This is a genomic window from Providencia sp. PROV208 (assembly GCF_028479465.1).
GTDB lineage: Bacteria > Pseudomonadota > Gammaproteobacteria > Enterobacterales > Enterobacteriaceae > Providencia > Providencia alcalifaciens.
The window spans coordinates 59,835-79,838 of sequence record NZ_JAMPNS010000021.1; the positions used below are offsets into that span (position 1 = coordinate 59,835).

A 20,004-nucleotide genomic window follows, 5' to 3' on the forward strand; every position below is an offset into this window, starting at 1 on the left:
ATGGGTGTTTATCAATGAAAGCGAGACTCATAAAAAGCAGTTTGGTGGGATTATGGGGTACGATGTTCATGGCAACAGTGGCTCAAGCCATGCCGATTGAGGACCAATTTCAGCTAATGGCGGAAGGTGAGAGTGAAAAAATCCGTTGCTTTGAATCTTCTTCGCCTTTCCTTTATTGTCTTAAAGGAAGCGTATACACAAAAAGTGGTATTAGACTCGTGGATAAGCACGGTAATGAAGTGTATCAATTTTACTATTTTGATAATGGTCTCGACCCTGAGAGTGAAGGGCTATACCGAATTCGTCAGGGTGAAAAGATTGGTTATGCCAACGCAAGAACTGGAGAGATTGTGATTAAGCCAATCTACGATTGTGCATATCCATTCGAAAACGGTAAGGCCAAGGTTGGTATGAAGTGTCAGCAACAAACAGATGGGGAACATCGCTGGTGGGTAGGCGGTGAATGGCAAGAAATTGTTAATCCTTTGAATATGAAAAATTAGCGTTTTATTCATGTGTTAAGTGCATAAATTTAACAAAAGTCACAATGCAAACATGATTTTAAATATTGTTTAACTTATTGAAATGAAAAATATTTGCAATATAGATCACATTTTTCAAGGGTTTGGCGTCGCTTGAAAACCATTCACTGCAAAAAACTAACCGCTTAATTCTGTATGCCACCACTCAAGGTAACTTTTCTCTTTTCCTGATAGTAATTTCTTACCATACCCACTATGGCAGAACTCAATTTTTCACATTCAAAATCATTCAACCACTGCCTATTAAAAAATTATTTGTTATTCATCGAAAGCGACTAAAACCAACGCTTTCGCCGTTTAATAAATCGCAATTACGCATTAATGGCATGTTCGTTCTACCTCAGAAGGGTGTTCTATGAACAAAAATGGTATTTTAAAACACATTCCATGGATGATCCTCGGGATCATCGGTGCAATCTGTTTGGGTGTTGTCGCGTTAAGACGTGGGGAACACATCAGTGCACTGTGGATCGTCGTCGCTTCCGTGGCGGTGTATCTGATTGCATATCGTTACTACAGCTTATATATCGCTAAAAAAGTGATGCAGCTGGATGAAACACGTGCTACGCCAGCGGTCATTAATAATGACGGCTTAAACTATGTTCCAACCAATAAGAACGTTCTGTTTGGTCACCACTTTGCAGCTATCGCAGGGGCGGGTCCATTAGTGGGACCTGTATTGGCGGCTCAGGTTGGTTATTTACCGGGAACGTTATGGCTGTTAGCTGGGGTGGTCCTTGCGGGGGCTGTGCAGGACTTTATGGTGCTGTTTATCTCCTCACGCCGTAATGGTGCATCCCTTGGTGAGATAGTTAAAGAAGAATTGGGGCCAATTCCAGGTACACTGGCACTGTTTGGCTGCTTCTTAATTATGATCATTATCCTTGCGGTATTAGCATTGATCGTGGTTAAGGCTCTGGCAGAAAGCCCATGGGGTGTGTTCACGGTTTGCTCCACTGTGCCGATTGCGCTGTTTATGGGGATATACATGCGCTATATCCGACCAGGACGTGTGGGTGAAATTGCCGTTATCGGTATTGCACTGTTAGTCGCTTCTATTTGGTTTGGTGGTGTGATTGCTCATGACCCATACTGGGGTCCAGCGCTGACCTTTAAAGATACGACGATTACTTATGCATTAGTCGGTTATGCGTTTGTTTCAGCGTTATTGCCAGTATGGCTGATTCTGGCTCCTCGTGACTACTTAGCGACATTCCTGAAAATCGGGGTTATCGTTGGTTTAGCGGTGGGTATTGTTATCCTGAACCCTGAGCTGAAAATGCCAGCGGTGACACAGTTTGTTGATGGTTCAGGTCCAGTGTGGAAAGGTACACTGTTCCCATTCCTGTTCATCACCATTGCGTGTGGTGCGGTGTCTGGTTTCCACGCCTTAATTTCTTCGGGTACGACGCCAAAACTGCTCGCGAACGAAAAAGATGCGCGTTACATCGGTTACGGTGCGATGTTAATGGAATCTTTCGTGGCTATCATGGCGTTAGTCGCCGCTTCTATCATCGAACCAGGTCTGTACTTTGCAATGAACACTCCACCATCAGCATTAGGTATCACTATGCCTAACCTGCATGAGCTGGGTGGTCCAGATGGCGCTGCAATTATGGCGCAACTGAAAGATGTTTCTGCTCATGCGGCAGCAACAGTGAGTTCATGGGGCTTTGTGATTTCGCCTGAACAAATCATGCAAACAGCAAAAGACATCGGTGAACCTTCTATTCTGAACCGTGCGGGTGGTGCGCCAACCTTAGCTGTCGGTATTGCGTTTGTATTCCACGAAATTATGCCAGCTGCCAACATGGGCTTCTGGTATCACTTCGGTATTCTGTTTGAAGCGCTGTTTATCTTAACCGCACTGGATGCGGGTACCCGTTCTGGTCGCTTTATGCTGCAAGATTTACTGGGTAACTTCGTACCATTCCTGAAGAAAACCGACTCTCTGTTTGCGGGTATCATCGGCACTGCGGGATGCGTAGGTTTATGGGGTTACTTGCTGTATCAAGGTGTTGTTGACCCTCTGGGCGGCGTTAAGAGCTTGTGGCCACTGTTCGGTATCTCCAACCAGATGTTGGCAGCGGTGGCGTTAGTCCTGAGTACTGTTGTACTGATTAAGATGAAACGTAGCAAATATATCTTAGTGACTGTGTTACCAGCAGTATGGTTATTAATCTGTACAACATGGGCATTAGGACTGAAATTATTCAGCGATAATCCTCAACTGGAAGGTTTCTTATACTTAGCGAAATCTTACAAAGAGAAAATCGCCGCAGGTGGTGCTGATTTAACTGCACAAGAAATTACGAATATGAATCACATTATTATCAATAACTACACCAATGCGGGTCTGAGTATTCTGTTCTTAGTGGTGGTTTACGGTATTATCTTCTTTGGTATCCGTGTGGCAATGAAAGCCCAGAAAAACCCAAATCGTACAGATAAAGAAACCCCTTATGTTCCTGTTCCTAAAGAGGGTGTGAAAGTGTCATCATCACACTAAGGACACAAAAATGATTCGAGATTTTATTCACTCGAAACAGTAAGGGAAGCCCGACATTGTACAAAAATGCAGTGTCGGGCATTTTGCCTTTGGAGAGAGTTATGTTTGGAAACTTGGGTAAAACCGGAAAATATTTAGGTCAGGCGGCTCGAATGCTGGTCGGGATCCCCGATTACGATACCTATGTGCAGCATATGAAAGACAATCACCCAGATAAACCCGTGATGACCTATAAGGAGTTTTTTCGTGAAAGACAAGATGCTCGCTACGGCGGTGGTGGTAAAGGCGGATTTCGCTGCTGTTAACGGATAATCCTGTAAACGAATGATCCTATAAATGTATAGCGTGATGAGGGCAATAATGAAACCAATCAATGTAACGATTTTAACGGGCTTTTTGGGGGCAGGGAAAACGACGCTATTGAGCCATATTCTCAATGAGGATCATGGACATAAAATTGCCGTGATTGAAAATGAATTTGGTGAAGTGCCTATCGATAATGCGTTGATTGGCGATCGCGCCACTCAAATTACGACGTTAAGTAATGGGTGTATTTGTTGCAGTCGTTCCAATGAATTAGAGAACGCGCTACTGGATCTATTAGATGGTTTGGACAGCGGTAAACTGGATTTTGACCGTTTAGTCATCGAGTGCACAGGAATGGCTGATCCAGGACCTATTACGCAAACTTTTTTCTCCCATGATGTTCTGTGTGAACGTTATTTATTGGATGGCATCATTACGTTAGTGGATGCGGTACATGCTGATAAACAGCTAAATGATTTCGCTATTGCTCAAGCCCAAATTGGCTACGCCGATAGAATTTTACTGACTAAAACCGATATCGAGCCAAATAACGACGCTTTAATTGAGCGTTTACAGAGAATTAATGCCCGAGCGCCGATTTATCCGGTGGTTCATGGGGATATTAATTTAGATTTGTTGTTAGATATTGAAGGCTTTTTGCTGGATTCAAAACTCAATGTTAAGCAGCCGACTTTCCGTTTTGCTCCTAAGCAGCAAAATGAGGTGGGATCGATTGTGCTGGAGTTTGATTATCCCGTTGAGTTGATGGCGGTATCTCAAGTGATGGAAGATTTACTGCTTGGTTTCGCAGATAATTTATTACGTTATAAAGGTATTCTATCCATTATCGATGAACCAAAACGTCTGTTATTTCAAGGTGTCCAGCGCCTGTATAGCGCCGATTGGGATCGGGATTGGGAAGAGGGCGAAAAGCGCAGCAGCGTCCTCGTTTTCATCGGCATCGATCTTCCCGAAGCCGAAATTCGCGAAAAATTCGCAGCACTAGAAACTCAATAAAAACTCAATAAAAACTCAATAAAAACTCAATAAAAACAAAGAAGAAGCTAACAGAAGATTCTAATTCAAAGATATTCGAGTTGTCGCAAGGCGGTAATCGAGTTAAGGGCTAGGAGCATACATAAGTATGTGACTAGCCTTAACGAGTGTAACCAACACAGCGACAGCTCGAAGAGCGAAGAATTAGCGAGCTTTGGAGGACATTATTTCGATTATTTGAATGTCCGTATGCCGCATTGAACCTGCCGCCAACGAACACAAGTTCGCAATCGACTGATCCACATCATCTGACACAATCCCGTCCGAGCCTCTTACGCAGCTATTATCTAGTGCCATCAGTACCGCTTTATATGCCGCACTTGCGCTGGTGGAAACTTTCATTGCACAGCTATTGGATGCACCGTCACAGATCATGCCGCTCACGTCGCCGATCATACTGGAAATTGCCATTGCGACCACTTCATAGCGAGCTTCTAATAACCATGCAATCCCTGCGGCAGCACCCATCGCCGCCGTGGTGGCTGCACATAATGCAGATAATGCAGGTAATTGGTTATGGATATAAATTGCCATCAAATGCGAAAGCATCAGTGCACGGGCTAATTGTTCTTCAGTAGATTGCAAATAATCTGCGGTAACAACCACAGGCATGGTTGCGGCAATACCTTGGTTACCGGAACCGGAATTACTCATTGCGGGGAGTACCGCACCACCCATACGTGCATCGGAGGCTGCCGTTGTGCGGATCATAATTTCGGATAATAAATCTTTGGACAATAAACCGCGGTCACGTTGAGCCTGTAGCGTTTTGCCGATATGCAGGCCGTAGCTATTACGCAAACCTTCTTGAGATAACGCATCATTTAAGTGAGCGGCTTCAAGAATGAAACGAATATCGTCTAAGGGTGCTTGAGTTGCGAACTCATAAACAGCCTTAGCAGTGACTTTAGGTAAGCTGACATCGGTACCACAATCAACGGGATCCCTCGTTTCTGTTTTACTCTCAGTAATATCGAACAGAACCTGATCACCGTGGATAATTTTGACAATATGCGTGTGAGAGCCTGCGATGATCACCGTGGCAGAATCATTTTCGCTATAGACTGTCGCTTCTGAATAAATAACATCATCACAAGGGGATTTAATATCAACGGTGATGGAGCCGTCCGCAAGCATCGCTTTACTGCGTGCAATCGCTTCCGGTGAGGCGGATTTTAATACTTCTAAACCTGCATCGGCATCACCACCAATTGCACCCAGAGCTGCTGCAATGGGTAAACCCACCATTCCTGTTCCAGGGACGGTGACACCCATTCCATTTTTCATTAAGTTTGGAGAAACAAACGCGGCAACGCGAACGACTGGTGATGGCAGATAAGATGCTGCTTTTGCCGCTGCATAAGCAAGGGAAATAGGTTCAGTACAGCCCAGTGCAGGCTTGACGTCTTGTTTAACAGCATTGATAAAATATTGCCAAAGGAGTTCTTCAGTTTGCGTTGCCATGGTGATATCCCTAAAAGTCATGTGGTGATGAAATTATTTTAATAAAGAGGGCGGAGAAAAACTTCACAATGTTTATGGATAAATCGGGATGGGAGAGAAAATTTATCTCTAACTCTGATTCTTAATAGAATATTTTTTTAAATATGATGCCGATCACAAAAATCCTACCTATTTTCATTGGTAGGATTTTGTGAAATTAGCTTTCTAAATCGAGGCGTTTACTTTGCCATTTACGCGAGCGCCAGCGCCACGCATTGGTGAGTCCACGAACCCACTCATCGACAAAGAAACCAATCCAAATACCGATTAACCCCATTTCCATTTTAATACCAAGGAAGTAGCCAAGCGGGATGGCAATGCCCCACATGAACAGGATGGCAGTGAATAATGGGAATTTCGCATCACCAGAGGCGCGTAAGGCATTGACCATAACGATATTGATCGTGCGTCCCGGCTCTAAGAAAACGGATAATAAGAAAATCGGCAGGAGTAGCTGAATAATGCCTTGGTCATCAGTTAAGCTATTCAGGATCGGTGAACGGAATAACCAGAACATAAATACCACACCAATCGTGACGTAAAAGCCCCATTTCAGGCTCTTAAAGGCGCGACGGTATGCATCGTCAAAGCGTTTAGCACCGACTAAATGCCCCACCATAATCTCATTACCGATACTGATAGAGATCCCAAACAGCATAATAAATAACGACAACTGGAAGTAGAGAGTTTGCGCCGCAAGAGCGGTTTCACCCATTAAGCCAATAAACGCAGATGCGGTCATAAAGTGCAGAATCCACACTAAGTTTTCACCCGCAGCAGGTAAACCAATATGCAGGATTTTACTCAGCATTTTGCTTGACCAGTGGATCAGCATCATTGGGGTAAATTTGATTCTTAAACCATAGAACAGCAAGCCGAAGAGTAAAATCACCGCAACTACACGCCCAACTACCGTTGACCATGCGACGCCTTCTAACCCATATTGTGGCAGACCAAAGAAACCATAGAGCACAATCATGTTACCTATCACAGTAATGATGTTGGCGATTAATGTGACCCACATGGCAGGCTGTGCTTTACCATAAACGCGTAAACAAGCTGCGAGAATGATAGAAATAGCTTCAGGAATTAAACAGATACCCAAAATGTGTAAATACGCATACCCATCATCCATTAAGTGGGATGGCGTATTCATGATGGTGAGAATTTTATAGCCAAAAAACAGTGCAATTAAGGCACTGGAAAAACCTAAAATAAAGTTAAAGGCGATGGAGATATGGATTGCTTGGCTGGCTTTGTCACGGCGACCCGCCCCAAGGTATTGGGCAATAACCACACTGCAACCAACACTAATAAAGTTAAAAATAGTAATAAAAAGGTCAAAAACTTGGTTTCCCACCCCCATAGCGGCGAGGTAGGCAGTGGATACATGGCTCACCATGTAGGTATTAATTAATAAGGTGGCCAAATGAAGGAAAATATCAATAAAGATTGGCCAACTGAGGGAATAGAGTGACCTCTCAGTGACATCGGACTGATGCATTAAGAACCTTTGTATATGTTTAAATAAAGGAAAGAACGAGATTTGCTCGGATTCTACCTCTAATCAGTGAAGTAACCTAGTAATAAAAGCCGGATATTTTTAGATAATTAAGCTTTGTTTAATCTACATAAATTTGTTATTGATATGTATCTTGTATTTGAAATATGACATCAGAATGACCGAGGAGTCGCAATGACAAAAATTAAAACAGCAATAGTGGGTTACGGCAATATTGGTCGTTATGCACTAGAAGCTGTTCAAGCCGCTGATGATTTCGAATTAGTCGGAATTGTACGTCGTAATACCCAAGATATTCCAGCGGAATTGGCGACATATAAAGTGGTTGATGATATCGAGAAATTAGGCAGTGTGGATGTTGCATTACTGTGTTCCCCGACGCGTGCAATTGGCTCTTTAGCAGAGAAAATTTTAAGCCTAGGTATCAATACCGTCGATAGCTTTGATGTGCACTCTGATATTGTGGCATTAAAACATCAGCTTGACGGTGTGGCGAAGAAACATAACAGTGTATCGATTGTTTCGGCTGGTTGGGATCCGGGTTCTGACTCTATCATGCGTACGTTGATGCTGGCGATGGCGCCGAAAGGGGTGACCTACACCAACTTTGGTCCCGGTATGAGCATGGGACATAGTGTTGCGGCAAAAGCAGTCGACGGTGTAAAAGATGCACTTTCTGTCACCATTCCATTAGGGACAGGCGTTCATCGTCGTATGGTCTATGTGGAGCTTGACGCTGGGGCTAATTTTAACGATGTGGTCAGCGGTATCAAACAAGACAGCTATTTCTCTTCCGATGAAACGCATATTCGCCAAGTTGATAGTATTGATGCATTAAAAGATGTAGGACACGGCGTGCAGATGACTCATAAAGGCGTTTCTGGCGCAACGCATAACCAATTATTTGAATACTCAATGCGTATCAATAACCCCGCATTAACCTCTCAATTTATGGTATCAGCGGCTCGCGCGACCATGAAGCAGCCTGCAGGGGCTTATACCGTTATTGAAATTCCTCCCGTGAATTTCCTACAAGGTGATTTAGATAGCTTAATTGCTAAGCTTGTTTAATCTATTGATAGCGTTAACCTCTAGTCGATAGAATCACGTTTTAATGGTGCGCAGAATGATGAATAGCATTGTGACCGCGTACCATTTTCTCTCCTCGCTTTTTATTTTATTCCCCTTCAGAATAACGCCATTATTTAGGATTGGTTCGATACAAGCATAAAAGAGTGCCAGCGGAGAAATGGAATGGAAACACCAAAGGAAAAGAAACCAGTTACGAATAAAAATAAAGGGAGCCAATCCTCATCGGCAAGTTTTTTCCCTAAGAATAAAGCGGTAAAAAGCGTCAAAGAGACCCACAATTCATTCAGTATCATTCGTGCCTTTTCGAAAATGATGAATTATGGATTTTCGTTATTCTATGTCGGTTTTATTATTTCAGTTTGGTTTTTCCCTGAGAATTACAGTGTAGAGATTATTTATAACCTCACATTGATCCTTATATTCGAGTTTATTTTGGTGCATTCCGGCGTATTTATGTCGGTATTTAAGAATTTTTTTGTGATATTAGGATTCGCCTTGGTTTATGGGCTTTTTGCACTGGCTATCAATGCCTCAGTGTTGGGGGACTCGCCTGTAATCCTCTATCTCTACAGTGCGACCGTTGTAAACCGGATGCTGTTTGGATTAACCAGCCGAACCGACCAAGAACGCCAAGAAAATCTTGGGTATTCCGCCTTAATGGCAATGAACTTTATGTTCAGTATCTTTACTGCGCTGTTGTTATCGTGGATGGTGCCATATGGTGGGCTGACACCCGAGTATCTGGAATCTATCCATTATTTGGACTCAATTGGTACAGGCGGGGAATTCCCTGAAAAACCCCATGTGGCTTTTGCGTTCGGGGTGCTCTATTTTTCGCTACCCGTTGTTTTACCTGCACTATTTGGACTGTTCAAATTACGTAAGAAGAGGATGCATCAAAGGGATGTGTAAGCAAAAAAATAAAGAAAAACGCCTACCGAAGTAGGCGTCCTGGTGTTGGCAAAAATAAAGTAAAACAAAATAAGGAATAAATATTAGCGGGTTATAGATTTAAATTGCTGTGTGGTTTCTTTTAATGCCACTTCTGTCGGTAAACGCTCCATGGAGCTTGCACCATAGAAGCCGTGGCAATCAGGACAGTGAGCTAAAATATATTCGGCATCAGCTGGGGTCGCGATAGGTCCACCATGACACAGAATAATCACATCATCACGGACGGATTTCGCTGCGGTTGCCCAATCATTGATTAGTTTAACGCAATCGGCCAGTGTCACCGCCGTTTCGGCACCAATGTTACCGCCGGTAGTCAGACCCATATGTGGTACAATGATATCAGCCCCTGCTTGCGCCATCGCGATAGCATCTTCGCGACTAAAAACGTATGGTGTGGTTAATAACCCTTTTTCGTGTGCCATGCGGATCATCTCGACTTCTAACCCATAGCCCATGCCGGTTTCTTCTAAATTAGCGCGGAAGTTACCGTCGATAAGACCCACGGTTGGGAAGTTTTGCACGCCAGCAAAGCCCGTAGCCTTGATATCATCAAGGAATTTATCGAATTGGCAGAATGGATCAGTGCCGTTGACGCCAGCCAGCACGGGGGTGTGCTTCACGACTGGGAGAACTTCCTTCGCCATATCCATTACGATTTCGTTAGCATTGCCGTAAGCGAGCAGACCCGCTAGAGAACCGCGTCCCGCCATACGATAGCGACCTGAGTTATAGATAACGATTAAATCGATGCCACCTGCTTCTTCACATTTAGCGGACAGACCTGTACCGGCACCGCCGCCAATGATGGGTTCTCCACGAGCAATCATCTCTCTGAAATGTTTCAGTAAGTCTTCGCGGTTATGTTTCATTAATGAACCTCTACTTATTTGTTATTTCCTGGTGTAATTCAATAACCTGATCACAGAATTCTGCTGAATTGATGTGGTGCGGGCTTAATATTAATTGTCGTTTTTTTGTTATGACTAAGTGTTTGGTTAATGCATCGATAAAGGCTTGATCAGCGGCAGGATCCCAGAATGGAGCCCCGTCAATATCGAGAGCAGAGAAACCAGCTGTTGGGATAATAAAGCGAATTTCGCCTTCACATACATTGAGCTTTTCGGCAATCCAACGTCCCATCTGGCGGTTTTCTTCAACGGTGGTTCTCATCAGCGTGACTTGAGCATTATGATGGTAAAATTGACGATCTTTATATTGCTCTGGTACGGTGGATGGGCGACCGAAGTTCACCATATCCAGTGCGCCGCAGGATAATACGCAAGGGGTTTGCGTGCGAGCGATAGCGCCGAAACGATCTTCATCACAAGCTAAAACGCCGCCAAAAAGATAATCACATACTTCAGTCGTGGTGATATCTAAAACCGAATCTAATAAACGGCTATCAATCAATTTTTCCATCGCTTTACCGCCACTTCCGGTTGCGTGGAAGACGAGGCAATCATGGTCAGATTCTAATTTGGCAGTCAGTTGCTGGACACACGGTGTTGTCACGCCAAACATGGTCAATGCAATGGCGGGTTTATTTTCAGTGACGTCAGTTTCGCCGTTATCAAACCAAACTGCGCCTGCGATTTGGTTTGCTGCATTTTTTAGAACCTTGCGTGAAATGACATTCAATCCAGAAACATCGGTGACGGAATACATCATGGAGATATCACTGGCGCCGATATACCCAGATATATCCCCTGATGCCATGGTGGAAACCATTAATTTTGGTATACCCACCGGCAAGATTTGCATTGCTGGTGTAATCAGTGCAGTCCCACCTGAGCCGCCTAGCCCAAGTATTGCGGCGACGTCAGTTTGTGCAGCTAGATAGAGGCTGAAAGCCTGCGCCATCGCTTCTATTGCTTTTCCTCGGTCGCCACAGAAAACGGCGCTGTTTCCTTGAGGATGGAAACTGGCAACCATATCTGCGGTGATATCCGCATGTTTGTCTAATTTTAGTGGCTGAGTGCTTAGATCAACGGTACGTACAGCAAGCCCTGCATTTTTAATTAAGTCACTGACATAAAAAAGCTCAGCACTTTTAGTGTCTAGGGTACTTGCAACATAAATAAAACCCTGATGCTTTGGCATAGAAAAATCCTTTTATTTTTTATGTAGGGGGAGGTGCTGAATTTTTCATCTTAATGAGATTATCGTATCATTTACGATAAGTCAATAATGAGACTGCAGTCTCATTTTTTAAATTGTCTACTTGGATAATCGAAGAATGATTTGTATCTTTTTGATAAAGCATTATAAATAAGATGGTTATTGCAAAATGGTAAACTTAGAGTAGTGGTTTTTGTCCATGAATATTTAAATATAATGATTTACCGTACTGTATTTATAGCGTAATTTCGAGAACAAACATAATCATATACATGTCAAATGAGTAATAGAGTGGCTAACATCTTCGTGTTGTTAATCATCTTGCTATGCTCATAGAAAGGCGATTTTAAGGACTAAAACATGCCATTGAGTCATTTAATGCCAGATTATAAAGGAACGCGTAAACGCACTTATAACTTATTAGTTTCAACAGCAGTTGAGCTATTTGAAAAAGGGGCGATGCCATCAGTTTCCGAATTAGCGATAGAAGCTGGGGTTTCTCGAGCAACTGCCTATCGTTATTTTCCGACTCAAAGTGACCTTATTGCGGCGACAGTTAATGTTAGCCTTGGACCTATTTTGACGTGGAAACCTCAAAGCGAAAAAACAGAAGAGCGGATTGATGAATTGCTACGTTACGCATTTCCGCGCATGTTTGCCCATGAAGGGGTATTACGAGCCGCTCTGCAAACATCACTTCAGCAATGGGCTCTCGGTCGCTCATCCCCAACACCAGAACCTGAAGAAAAACGATTAGAGCGTGGTAACCGTAAAGACATTTTGGCGATGGTAACATTGCCGATGAAATCTGAATTTCCTGAAGAAATCATTAATAAGGTCATCAAAGCGTTTTCTGTCATTTATGGTTCGGAAATATTCTTGGTACTGAAAGATATTTGGAAATTGGATAATGACCAAGTCACCGAGATTGCACAGTGGATGGCAAAAGCAATTATTAATCAGGCTATTGCGGATAAACAGCACATTGAAAAGCCTTAGAAATTAATTCTGCCTAAATTTACCTAATATCCTTCTGTTTGTAGGGACATTTGAAGTGTGAAATCGTGAATATCGGGTAGGCGATAATTTAGGCACACTTAGCTTTATAACTTTGAATGATTATGAGGTAACTTATTCTCATAATTAATTATTTCAATGGTTATTGTCCGATGATGAAGCTGATAAAAATGGGTGTAGGAATTATTCTTTGTGCCATGATTGGTGGTGCACTCACTTATATCGGCATTCCTCTTGCATTAATGTTCGGGCCTATCCTTGCTATTATCATTTTTCACCGTTTTGGCCTGTTATTCCCTATTCCGAAACACACCATCACTTTTGTTCAAGTCACGCTAGGAACCTCTGTCGGTTTGATGTTCAATCAGGTTTCATTGTCGGACGCGGATAATTTATTGCTGTTGTTGTTAATGCTGGTGGTGTGCTTGGCCGTGCAGTTTTCGTTTAGTTTTTTCTGGTTTCACCGCAAGGTAGGGTGGACAAAACAGGAAGCGATGTTAGGCTCGGTGCCGGGAGCGATGGCTGCTATTCTTGCGTTAACAGATCACACTCATACACCGCCACAAAAAATTGTTATTTCCCATACTATTCGATTGATTATCCTTATTTTATTGGCAGGTTTGGTAGTAGGAAGCGAGGGCGATCCTCAGCCGCTAATTGAATGGCCAACGTTAACCCTGGAATCCACATTCTGGTTACTGGTGATTGTGACAGTGGGGGTGGTGATGGGATTGCTCTTACAACGACTCAGAGTGCCCGCACCATTTATGCTGACTTCCCTTGGGGCGGCAACCTTAATTCAAGGGTGGATTGATGTTCAGCTTCATTTTCCGTTGATGCTGACTGAGCTGAGCATGGTTTTAATCGGCATGAACATTGGTAACCACTTTATTGTCTTCCCGTTATCAGCCTTGATTAAAAATATTTACTCCTCAGCGCAAGTGGTGATTATTAATATTATTTTGACCTTTTTGATCTCTGTATTTGCAGCATGGATCACGGGGTATGATATTGCAGTACTTTTGCTGGCTTGGGCTCCGGGCAGTATGGAAGCCATGACCTTTGCGGCGATCACGATGAATTTAGATGCAGGGTTTGTCATGTCTAACCATATTATTCGGATGGTGATCATTCAAACCATTCCATCGGTCGTGTTATTTTGGCAGGAACGTAAAGGAAAGAAAGAAGGATAAGAAGGAAACATGGTTCGATTTTGTCGATGGTGTTGCTGGCATGTTTCCGCATTCGGATTGCTTGATTATTTTACGTAAGCAAATAGACCTAGAGAATCCCTCGCTAAAGATTGGCATTTGAACTCTTGGGTGAGGGGAATGCCTTTTAAATCGTCATAACTTTCTTTATTCAGCTTGCTCATTTTATCTGAGTTGTAGTTGCCTAAATCCCATTTGTTACTTTTTGCAAAATAGACAATAGCGCGTTCAATTTCTCTGTCAGGAATTTGGGAATAGCCACAGTCGTATTTTAAATAAATAAACACAGCAGTCAGATCAGCGAGGTCTTCAGCTTCATTGGTTGAGAGTGCTTTAGCGGCATTGGTTATCCCCAAAAGCATCATTAAGCATGACATTAATATAAATTTTTGCATTCGATATTCTATCTGGTTTTTATGTCAAGTTACATTAGCATAAGAACATACTCGCATTACATCAAGTTGCCTTATTTCTTTACGGCTACTGTGCACTTTAGATTATTTTGTGTATAGATTCGTTAGTCAATTCTAACTTTCTTAAATCTATGTAATAAATCCATATTAACTGAATGGGTTTATTGACCTTCCTGTAAGGGGAAGCTTTATCATCTCAATCATTAAACCACGTTTTGCTTGGCAAGGGCAATTTTAGACTTGTCACACCGTGCTCACCGATTGTTGATTTTGATAAATAAAAGGAAGGTTATCTATGTTACGTCGTGATTTTCTTAAGCTGAGTGCCATTGCCTATGCGGCTAGCGCACTGCCAGTTTGGAGCCGCATGGCTGTCGCAGCAGGGAATTACCCTACGCTCGCTATTCCACCAATAGTGGAACCGGATGCTCAAGGAAATATTCAAATCGCCATCAAGCAAGGTATTTCTCAGTTTGTGCCGGGTAAGAAGACCATAACGTGGGGATATAACGGCGATTTATTAGGACCTGCCTTGAGTTTAAAAAATGGGCAGTCAGTGAATATTAATATCACCAACCAGCTTCCTGAAGAGACGACAGTGCATTGGCACGGATTAGAAATTTCAGGGGAACAGGATGGGGGACCTCAAGCAATTATTGCCCCTGGCGCCAGTCGTAAAGTCAATTTCACACTTAATCAGCCAGAAGCGACCTGTTGGTTCCACCCTCATACTCATGGAAAAACAGGGCACCAAGTGGCAATGGGATTAGCGGGATTGGTGCTGGTCAAAGATGAAGATAGTCAAAAACATGGCTTACCGAGCGAGTGGGGCGTTGATGACATTCCGGTAATTTTACAAGATAAGCGTTTGAAAGATGATGGGCAGATTGATTATCAATTGGATGTGATGAGTGCGGCGGTAGGCTGGTTTGGGGATATGATGCTCACCAACGGGGCTGTTTATCCTAAACACGTTGCACCGAAAGGTTGGATCCGTCTGAGATTATTAAATGGCTGTAATGCTCGTAGTTTAAATGTATCGACCAGCGATGGGCGCAAAATGTACGTGATAGGTAGTGATGGCGGGTTGCTCGCTGAACCTATTGCCTTGACCGAATTACCTATCTTAATGGGCGAGCGTTTTGAAGTACTGATTGATGCTTCAGATGGTCGTGCCTTTGATCTTGTGACACTACCTGTTGGGCAAATGGGAATGACCCTTGCTCCGTTCGACCAACCCCTTCCTGTTTTACGTATCGAAACCACGCTCAGTGACGGAACAGGCAAATTACCGAGCCAGTTAGCAACGCTTGCCGCTATACCGTCTTTGACAGGGCTGAATCGTCGTAAATTCCATTTGATGATGGACATGCGTTTGGATATGCAAGGCATGATGATGCTGCGTGAAAAATATGGTCCGCAAGCTATGGGGAGTATGGGGGGACATGGCGGGATGATGGGCAATATGGATCATGGAAACATGAACCATGGCAATATGAATAACGGCAATATGAATCACGGTAATATGTCCGGCATGCAGAACAGTGGTGGTCACTGTGGTTCCGGTGCGGATGAACTGGATATTCATAATGCTAATACCATCAATGGTCAGGTTTTCTCCATGACTCACCCTGCGTTTAATGCGCCACTGAATCAGCAGGAAATATGGGTGATTTCAGGGCGTGGCGATATGATGTTGCACCCGTTCCATGTACATGGCACGCGTTTTAGAATTCTCAAAGAAAATGGTCGCCCTGTCGAACCACATCGTCAAGGTTGGAAAGATATCGTAAAAGTGGAAGGGCAAGTGAGTGAGGTCTTGGTGGAGTTTAAACATACGGCAACACCTCAGCACCCTTATATGGCGCACTGTCATTTGTTGGAACATGAGGATACAGGCATGATGATGGGCTTTACCGTAAGTTAACGTTGCCAATGTGGCAGTGGCAACGTGGTCACTGCCATTGGTTTTGTCGTCGCGTCTTTGTGTGGCTTATGTTAAAATTACGCGCTTTCCATTCCCACACATGCGTAATAGATGATGAAACATACTCTGGATGTAATGATCTCTGAAGAAGAGATTGCTCAAAGAATCAGTGAATTAGCAGACAGCATTAGTGCTCATTACCAAGATAAACACGGTGAGTTAGTTCTGGTTGGTCTGTTAAAAGGCTCTTTCATTTTTATGGCAGATCTATGCCGTAAAATCACAGTACCTCATGAAGTTGATTTCATGACGGTATCAAGCTACGGCAATGCGATGACATCAAGCCGTGATGTGAAAATTGTGAAAGATTTAGATGAAGATATTCGCGGTAAGCATGTGCTGATCGTGGAAGATATCATTGACTCAGGCAATACCTTAAATAAAGTTCGTGAGATTTTTGGCTTACGTGAGCCAGCATCTGTGGCAATTTGTACGCTACTGGATAAGCCATCTCGCCGTGAAGTAGACGTGCCAGTTGAGTGGATCGGTTATTCAATCGAAGACAAATTTGTCGTAGGTTATGGTATCGACTACGCACAACAGTATCGTCATCTGCCTTATATTGGACACGTGACTTTGTTGGAAGAGTAATTAACTTTATTCTTTGCAATAAAAAGAGCAGCCTAGGCTGCTCTTTTGCTATTTAGCATCAGGAAATTATTTTTTCTGTGTGAGCTTAGAGATAGCCTCACGATAGCCTAACTCTAATTTTTCTCGGCTATCTGAAGTAATGTGTAAATCATGCAAACGACCATTATTGATACCGTAAACCCAGCCATGGATCATGATATTTTGACCGCGTTTCCACGCAGATTGCATGATAGTCGAGTGACCTAAGTTATACACTTGCTCAACGACGTTTAATTCGCAAAGGCGATCTAAGCGCTCACAAGGTTTTAGTTCACCTAACATAGAGCTATGGCGATACCAGATATCACGGATGTGTAATAACCAGTTATTGATCAGGCCTAATTCGGTGTTATCCACCGCGGCTTCAATACCACCACATCCGTAGTGACCACAGATAATAATGTGTTCGACTTGCAGAACATCAACCGCATACTGAATAACGGATAAACAGTTTAAGTCCGTATGGATAACTAAGTTCGCCACATTACGGTGAACGAAGAGATCCCCAGGGGCTGCGTTGATCAGTTTTTCGGCAGGCACTCGACTGTCTGAACAGCCTATCCATAAAAATCTAGGTCTTTGAGCTTTTGATAATTCTTTAAAGAATTCAGGATCTTTTTCTTTTACAGAGGCTGACCATGCTTCGTTATTAGCAAACAGCTCTTCAATTTTTCTCATCATGACTTATAGCCTAGTTGTTTGTAGCTTAATTGTGTGACTTTGCGATAAAATCTTATACAGTATTTATTGATTAAATAATAATTAGTTATACTAATTTCATATCTATGATGAACCACTCATTTATACATGACAACCCTCAATTAGGGGGATGCTGAATAATACCTTGTTAAATTATTATCACTTTTCTGCATAACATCCGACAAGAAAAAGTGGCATCATTGTTCTATATTGCCTCCAAACAGCCCCAAGAATAAAGGTATTTTTAATATATGACTTACGCACTCGAACTATCGCAGCTGACGAAAACCTATGCAGGTGGTGTGAAAGCGTTGCGTGGAATTGATTTACGCGTGGAAGATGGTGATTTCTATGCCTTGCTTGGACCTAATGGTGCAGGAAAATCGACAACGATAGGGATTATTAGCTCATTGGTGAATAAAACCAGTGGTTCAGTCAGCGTGTTTGGCTATGACCTAGATAAGCAAGTTGTTCAAGCTAAACAGCAGCTTGGCTTAGTTCCCCAAGAATTTAATTTTAACCCATTTGAAACGGTATTGCAGATAGTCTTAAACCAAGCTGGCTATTATGGCGTTCCTCGCAATTTAGCGAACCAACGTGCTGAGCAATATCTTACTCAGCTGGATTTGTGGGAGAAGCGCAATGAGCGTGCGCGTAATTTATCTGGCGGGATGAAACGCCGCCTGATGATTGCTCGTGCTTTAATGCATCAGCCAAAATTACTCATTCTCGATGAGCCAACCGCCGGTGTTGATATTGAACTGCGTCGTTCTATGTGGACGTTTTTGAAAAAATTGAATGCACAAGGCACCACCATTATTTTGACGACCCACTATTTGGAAGAAGCGGAAATGCTGTGCCGTAATATCGGGATTATTCAGCATGGTGAGCTGGTGGAAAATACCAGTATGAAGCAGCTTTTAAGCCAATTAGAGTCAGAAACATTTATTTTTGACTTAATGCCGAAAAGCCCGCTTCCCGATTTGGTCGGTTATGAGTCTCGCTTGGTGGATACCTCAACCCTTGAAGTCGATGTGAAGCGAGAGCAAGGGCTCAATGGGGTATTCAGTCAATTAAGTGACCAAGGAATTCAAATTTTGAGTATGCGTAATAAGGCGAACCGTCTAGAAGAGCTATTTGTTAGCTTAGTGAAAAAAGATAATCAAGTCTCTCAGAAGGAGAGTGTGTAATGTTCACTCTGTATTGGGTTGCCTTAAAAACTATCTGGATTAAAGAAGTGACTCGTTTTGGTCGTATCTGGGTACAAACTTTGTTGCCTCCAGTGATCACGATGTCGCTCTATTTTGTCATTTTCGGGAACTTAATTGGGTCTCGAATCGGTGACATGGGTGGTGTGGATTATATGCAGTTTATCGTCCCCGGTCTTATCATGATGGCGGTAATCACTAACTCATATTCAAACGTCTGTTCATCGTTTTTTGGTTCTAAATTCCAGAAAAATATTGAAGAGTTATTAGTGGCACCAGTTCCAACTCATGTGATTATCGCAGGTTTTGTGGGCGGTGGTGTTGCACGCGGAATTCTAGTTGGCTTCTTAGTCACCATTGTTTCGCTATTCTTCATCCCGTTGCAAGTTCATTCATGGTCAATGGTTGTGGTGACATTATTGCTAACTGCGATAGTGTTTTCTCTGGCGGGGCTTTTGAATGCGATTTTTGCCAAAACCTTTGATGATATCAGCATTGTTCCAACGTTCGTTTTAACCCCGTTGACGTATCTGGGTGGGGTATTCTATTCCTTATCGTTATTGCCACCATTCTGGCAGGCAGTGTCCAAGCTGAACCCGATTGTGTATATGATCAGCGGCTTTAGATATGGCTTTTTAGGCATTGCCGATGTGTCTATTGTCGTTACCTTAAGCGTATTAATGGTATTTTTAATTATTTTCTATGCACTGACATGGTATTTAATTGAGCAAGGAAGAGGCTTAAGAAGCTAATTTAGCGGAAGAGCAGAATTAAGAAAGGAAGTAAAACGGTGATGAGAATGAAAAATGCCCCTCTAGGGGGCATTTTTTGATATTAAGCGACTTGAACCGGCACTGCTTTGGCAATACGGCTCATGGTGTTATTCGCGTCAAAGTAAGCGACTTTAGGTTGATGCTGGCGGGCTTCTTCGTCAGGCAGCATGCCATAAGTGCAGATAATCAATTTATCACCAACAGCCGCACGGCGAGCCGCTGCACCATTAACGGAGATAATTTTAGAACCGCGTTCTCCTGCAATTGCATAAGTCGAGAAACGTTCGCCATTGTCCACATTATAAATATCGATCGCTTCATACTCTAAGATACCAACCGCATCTAAAAAATCCTGATCGATAGCGCAAGAGCCTTCGTAATGTAGATCTGCTTGGGTAACGGTGGCACGATGGAGCTTACCTAGTAGCATTTTTCTTTGCATTTCTTCTTCCTCATTCAAGCCA

General features: G+C 43.0%; 19 protein-coding genes. 12 read left to right on the forward strand and 7 right to left on the reverse strand.

Annotated features, from left to right (window positions below; genetic code table 11):
* Positions 1-14 precede the first annotated feature (14 nt).
* From PR766_RS16145 to yjiA, 4 genes are all read left to right on the forward strand, one after another.
* Positions 15-503, forward strand: coding sequence for a WG repeat-containing protein (locus tag PR766_RS16145; RefSeq protein WP_154636209.1), 489 nt, complete (start codon positions 15-17; stop codon positions 501-503).
* A 394-nt stretch (positions 504-897) separates the two neighbouring features.
* A complete protein-coding gene (locus tag PR766_RS16150; protein ID WP_036961560.1) occupies positions 898-3,051 on the forward strand; it encodes a carbon starvation CstA family protein in 2,154 nt (717 codons plus the stop codon).
* Positions 3,052-3,152: 101 nt separating this feature from the next.
* Positions 3,153-3,356, forward strand: coding sequence for a YbdD/YjiX family protein (locus tag PR766_RS16155; RefSeq protein ID WP_006659341.1), 204 nt, complete (start codon positions 3,153-3,155; stop codon positions 3,354-3,356).
* 55 nt (positions 3,357-3,411) lie between these two features.
* Positions 3,412-4,374 (forward strand): GTPase, encoded by a 963-nt coding sequence (yjiA, locus tag PR766_RS16160; protein ID WP_006661041.1) that lies wholly within the window; start codon positions 3,412-3,414, stop codon positions 4,372-4,374.
* Between the two features lie 183 nt (positions 4,375-4,557).
* Here yjiA and PR766_RS16165 read toward each other — a convergent pair whose 3' ends face one another.
* Together PR766_RS16165 and PR766_RS16170 are read right to left on the reverse strand one after the other, a co-directional pair.
* Positions 4,558-5,877, reverse strand: a complete 1,320-nt coding sequence (locus tag PR766_RS16165; RefSeq protein WP_006661042.1) for an L-cysteine desulfidase family protein — start codon at positions 5,875-5,877, stop codon at positions 4,558-4,560.
* 196 nt (positions 5,878-6,073) lie between these two features.
* Positions 6,074-7,420 (reverse strand): MATE family efflux transporter, encoded by a 1,347-nt coding sequence (locus PR766_RS16170; protein WP_006659338.1) that lies wholly within the window; start codon positions 7,418-7,420, stop codon positions 6,074-6,076.
* 192 nt (positions 7,421-7,612) lie between these two features.
* Here PR766_RS16170 and PR766_RS16175 point away from each other — a divergent pair, with 192 nt between their 5' ends.
* Both PR766_RS16175 and PR766_RS16180 read left to right on the forward strand, forming a co-directional pair.
* The gene (locus tag PR766_RS16175; protein ID WP_006659337.1) at positions 7,613-8,509 is read left to right on the forward strand and encodes a diaminopimelate dehydrogenase; all 897 of its coding nucleotides are present in this window, start codon (positions 7,613-7,615) and stop codon (positions 8,507-8,509) included.
* Between the two features lie 183 nt (positions 8,510-8,692).
* Positions 8,693-9,442, forward strand: coding sequence for a hypothetical protein (locus PR766_RS16180; RefSeq protein WP_154630421.1), 750 nt, complete (start codon positions 8,693-8,695; stop codon positions 9,440-9,442).
* A gap of 83 nt (positions 9,443-9,525) precedes the next feature.
* Here PR766_RS16180 and PR766_RS16185 read toward each other — a convergent pair whose 3' ends face one another.
* Together PR766_RS16185 and PR766_RS16190 are read right to left on the reverse strand one after the other, a co-directional pair.
* On the reverse strand, positions 9,526-10,353 hold the full coding sequence (locus PR766_RS16185; RefSeq protein ID WP_006661045.1) for a phosphoenolpyruvate hydrolase family protein: 828 nt from the start codon (positions 10,351-10,353) through the stop codon (positions 9,526-9,528).
* Between the two features lie 10 nt (positions 10,354-10,363).
* Complete coding sequence (locus PR766_RS16190) at positions 10,364-11,584, reverse strand: Tm-1-like ATP-binding domain-containing protein (RefSeq protein WP_006661046.1); 1,221 nt, start codon at positions 11,582-11,584, stop codon at positions 10,364-10,366.
* A 378-nt stretch (positions 11,585-11,962) separates the two neighbouring features.
* On the opposite strand from PR766_RS16190, the gene PR766_RS16195 reads away from it, so the two are divergent.
* Both PR766_RS16195 and PR766_RS16200 read left to right on the forward strand, forming a co-directional pair.
* Positions 11,963-12,601: a TetR/AcrR family transcriptional regulator gene (locus tag PR766_RS16195; RefSeq protein ID WP_006661047.1), complete on the forward strand. Its 639-nt coding sequence runs from the start codon at positions 11,963-11,965 to the stop codon at positions 12,599-12,601.
* A gap of 170 nt (positions 12,602-12,771) precedes the next feature.
* Positions 12,772-13,812 carry an AbrB family transcriptional regulator gene (locus tag PR766_RS16200; protein ID WP_154636210.1) on the forward strand — a complete coding sequence of 347 codons (1,041 nt, stop codon included), beginning with the start codon at positions 12,772-12,774 and terminating at the stop codon, positions 13,810-13,812.
* A gap of 65 nt (positions 13,813-13,877) precedes the next feature.
* Here PR766_RS16200 and PR766_RS16205 read toward each other — a convergent pair whose 3' ends face one another.
* Entirely contained in the window at positions 13,878-14,225 is a 348-nt protein-coding gene (locus tag PR766_RS16205) for a YacC family pilotin-like protein (protein ID WP_006661049.1), read from the reverse strand.
* A gap of 313 nt (positions 14,226-14,538) precedes the next feature.
* On the opposite strand from PR766_RS16205, the gene cueO reads away from it, so the two are divergent.
* Positions 14,539-16,170: a multicopper oxidase CueO gene (cueO, locus tag PR766_RS16210; protein ID WP_006661050.1), complete on the forward strand. Its 1,632-nt coding sequence runs from the start codon at positions 14,539-14,541 to the stop codon at positions 16,168-16,170.
* A gap of 114 nt (positions 16,171-16,284) precedes the next feature.
* Complete coding sequence (hpt, locus tag PR766_RS16215) at positions 16,285-16,821, forward strand: hypoxanthine phosphoribosyltransferase (RefSeq protein WP_006661051.1); 537 nt, start codon at positions 16,285-16,287, stop codon at positions 16,819-16,821.
* A gap of 66 nt (positions 16,822-16,887) precedes the next feature.
* On the opposite strand, the gene can is transcribed toward hpt, so the two are convergent.
* Positions 16,888-17,541, reverse strand: a complete 654-nt coding sequence (gene can / locus PR766_RS16220) for a carbonate dehydratase (RefSeq protein ID WP_006659328.1) — start codon at positions 17,539-17,541, stop codon at positions 16,888-16,890.
* Between the two features lie 269 nt (positions 17,542-17,810).
* Between can and PR766_RS16225 the strand changes: the two genes are divergently transcribed.
* Both PR766_RS16225 and PR766_RS16230 read left to right on the forward strand, forming a co-directional pair.
* Positions 17,811-18,749 (forward strand): ABC transporter ATP-binding protein, encoded by a 939-nt coding sequence (locus PR766_RS16225; RefSeq protein ID WP_006659327.1) that lies wholly within the window; start codon positions 17,811-17,813, stop codon positions 18,747-18,749.
* Positions 18,749-19,519 (forward strand): ABC transporter permease, encoded by a 771-nt coding sequence (locus tag PR766_RS16230; RefSeq protein ID WP_006661053.1) that lies wholly within the window; start codon positions 18,749-18,751, stop codon positions 19,517-19,519. Before PR766_RS16225 ends, PR766_RS16230 begins: the two co-directional genes overlap by 1 nt.
* An 82-nt stretch (positions 19,520-19,601) precedes the next feature.
* On the opposite strand, the gene panD is transcribed toward PR766_RS16230, so the two are convergent.
* The gene (gene panD / locus PR766_RS16235; protein WP_006659325.1) at positions 19,602-19,982 is read right to left on the reverse strand and encodes an aspartate 1-decarboxylase; all 381 of its coding nucleotides are present in this window, start codon (positions 19,980-19,982) and stop codon (positions 19,602-19,604) included.
* Between the last annotated feature and the right edge of the window lie 22 nt (positions 19,983-20,004).

Coding starts and splice junctions, on each gene's coding strand:
- PR766_RS16165 (WP_006661042.1), bottom strand. CDS start 5,877: ATGGCAACGCAAACTGAAGAACTCCTTTGGCAATATTTTATCAATGCT.
- PR766_RS16200 (WP_154636210.1), top strand. CDS start 12,772: ATGATGAAGCTGATAAAAATGGGTGTAGGAATTATTCTTTGTGCCATG.
- yjiA (WP_006661041.1), top strand. CDS start 3,412: ATGAAACCAATCAATGTAACGATTTTAACGGGCTTTTTGGGGGCAGGG.
- panD (WP_006659325.1), bottom strand. CDS start 19,982: ATGCAAAGAAAAATGCTACTAGGTAAGCTCCATCGTGCCACCGTTACC.
- PR766_RS16185 (WP_006661045.1), bottom strand. CDS start 10,353: ATGAAACATAACCGCGAAGACTTACTGAAACATTTCAGAGAGATGATT.
- PR766_RS16170 (WP_006659338.1), bottom strand. CDS start 7,420: ATGCATCAGTCCGATGTCACTGAGAGGTCACTCTATTCCCTCAGTTGG.
- PR766_RS16205 (WP_006661049.1), bottom strand. CDS start 14,225: ATGCAAAAATTTATATTAATGTCATGCTTAATGATGCTTTTGGGGATA.
- PR766_RS16145 (WP_154636209.1), top strand. CDS start 15: ATGAAAGCGAGACTCATAAAAAGCAGTTTGGTGGGATTATGGGGTACG.
- PR766_RS16175 (WP_006659337.1), top strand. CDS start 7,613: ATGACAAAAATTAAAACAGCAATAGTGGGTTACGGCAATATTGGTCGT.
- PR766_RS16155 (WP_006659341.1), top strand. CDS start 3,153: ATGTTTGGAAACTTGGGTAAAACCGGAAAATATTTAGGTCAGGCGGCT.
- PR766_RS16150 (WP_036961560.1), top strand. CDS start 898: ATGAACAAAAATGGTATTTTAAAACACATTCCATGGATGATCCTCGGG.
- PR766_RS16180 (WP_154630421.1), top strand. CDS start 8,693: ATGGAAACACCAAAGGAAAAGAAACCAGTTACGAATAAAAATAAAGGG.
- PR766_RS16190 (WP_006661046.1), bottom strand. CDS start 11,584: ATGCCAAAGCATCAGGGTTTTATTTATGTTGCAAGTACCCTAGACACT.
- cueO (WP_006661050.1), top strand. CDS start 14,539: ATGTTACGTCGTGATTTTCTTAAGCTGAGTGCCATTGCCTATGCGGCT.
- can (WP_006659328.1), bottom strand. CDS start 17,541: ATGATGAGAAAAATTGAAGAGCTGTTTGCTAATAACGAAGCATGGTCA.
- PR766_RS16230 (WP_006661053.1), top strand. CDS start 18,749: ATGTTCACTCTGTATTGGGTTGCCTTAAAAACTATCTGGATTAAAGAA.
- hpt (WP_006661051.1), top strand. CDS start 16,285: ATGAAACATACTCTGGATGTAATGATCTCTGAAGAAGAGATTGCTCAA.
- PR766_RS16195 (WP_006661047.1), top strand. CDS start 11,963: ATGCCATTGAGTCATTTAATGCCAGATTATAAAGGAACGCGTAAACGC.
- PR766_RS16225 (WP_006659327.1), top strand. CDS start 17,811: ATGACTTACGCACTCGAACTATCGCAGCTGACGAAAACCTATGCAGGT.